This is a genomic window from Lutibacter sp. (assembly GCF_041562875.1).
Lineage (GTDB): Bacteria > Bacteroidota > Bacteroidia > Flavobacteriales > Flavobacteriaceae > Lutibacter.
Map to the genome: position 1 here is coordinate 1 of NZ_JBFFOE010000188.1, position 1,818 is coordinate 1,818.

At 26.7% G+C, this 1,818-nt stretch carries 1 protein-coding gene; it reads left to right on the forward strand.

Features of this window, described 5'->3' with window-relative positions:
* Positions 1-1,761, forward strand: a 1,761-nt coding sequence (locus tag ABY863_RS13530; protein ID WP_372795710.1) for a hypothetical protein, incomplete at its 5' end; no start/stop codon positions are given.
* Between the last annotated feature and the right edge of the window lie 57 nt (positions 1,762-1,818).

A 1,818-nucleotide genomic window follows, 5' to 3' on the forward strand; every position in this document is an offset into this window, starting at 1 on the left:
GCAAACAGCGCTTTCCGAAAAATAGGAATTAATAAATCTGACACACGAATTAAAGGAATTCTAGCTTATAAAATTCACTTATTTGGTTATTTAAAACAATATGATAGTGCCGTTTATATTTCAAAAGAATTATTGAAAAAATCAAAAATAGATAATGACTCAATTTCTATTGGGAGCAATTATTCTAGATTAGCTTATTATTATAGTCAAAACTTTAAAAAAGATAGTGCTTTTCTAAGCTATAACCTATCTAAAGAAATTCATTTACAACTTGGTGATAGTTCAAAAGCTGGTGAAAATTTAGCACAAATGGCAATTATACAATCAGATTTAGGAGATTATGTAGGAAGTGATAATAATGCAATACAGGCGTTGAAATACCTTGATGAAAATAATTTTCAATATTTAACTGCTGTTTATAATTGTATTGCTATTTCAGCACAAGAACAGAAAAACTTTATTGAAGCTATTTATTGGTATGATAAAGCCATTAATATATCAATAAATAATACAGATAAAATAAGTTACCTACAAAACAAAGCAAATGCATTTCGATATTTAGAAAAATATGATAAGTCAATAACTATTTTAGATAGTTTAAGTAAAGTAGATTTAAAGAATCATAGAAGTAGAGCTACTATTATTGATAATCTAGCATATACTAAATGGTTGGCAAAAAAGAAAGAAAATGTGTTGCCTGAGTTAGAAAAAGCATTAGAAATGCGATTACAAGAAAATAATTTATGGGGATTAATTGCCAGTTATGCACATCTTTCAACATATTATGAAAACTTAAATCCTAAAACGGCTTTATCTTATGCTTCCAAAATGTACGATGTGGCAATCAATCAAAAAAGTACACCAGATCAATTAGAAGCATTACAAAAATTGATAGAATTAGAAAATTCAGAAAAAGCAAAAAAGTATTATGCTACTTACATCCATTTAAATGATAGTTTGCAAAATTCAAAACAAAAAGCCAAAAATCAATTTGCTAAAATAAAATATGATAGTGAAAAAAACCGTGAAGATAACTTACAATTAAAAATTGCCCAATCAGCTAGTAAATTAGAATTAGAAAAAGAAAAGACCCAAAATATTATTGGAGCTGTTTCAAGTGGTTCAGTTGTAGTTGGGTTATTATTTTTTGTATACTACAGAAAACAAAAGCACCAGCAAGAAAAACGAACTGAGGTTTATAAAACAGAAACTCGCATTGCAAAAAAAATTCATGATGAAGTTGCTAATAATGTGGTAAATATTATGAATAAGGTTCAATATACAGAAGAACCTAAAGAACAGTTATTAAATGATTTGGAAAAGGTGTATTTACTAACTCGTAATATTTCTCATGAAAACAATACTGTTGAAACTGGAGAAAAGTTTGAGCATTTCTTAAAAACGATGTTAACTAGTTTTAATTCTGACAAAACTACCATTATTGTAAAAGATATTCATAAAGTTGAAATAGCTGAATTATCAAAAGACAAACAAATTGAGGTATATAGAATTTTGCAAGAATTAATGGTGAATATGAGTAAACATAGTAAGGCTTCATTGGTAGCCATTACTTTTAAAAATGATAAAAACCACTTTTACATCAATTATTCTGACAATGGAATTGGATTAAATATGGAAAGTCTCAATTTTAAAAATGGTCTTAACAATGTGGAAACCCGTATAAAATCTATTAATGGAATTATTACTTTTGAAACGACCTTAAATAATGGCTTTAAGGCATTTATTGATTTTAAAAAATAATTGTTATGTTTCAAAAAGTATTAATAGCAGAAGATATGGACTTTATTAATAGTGGAA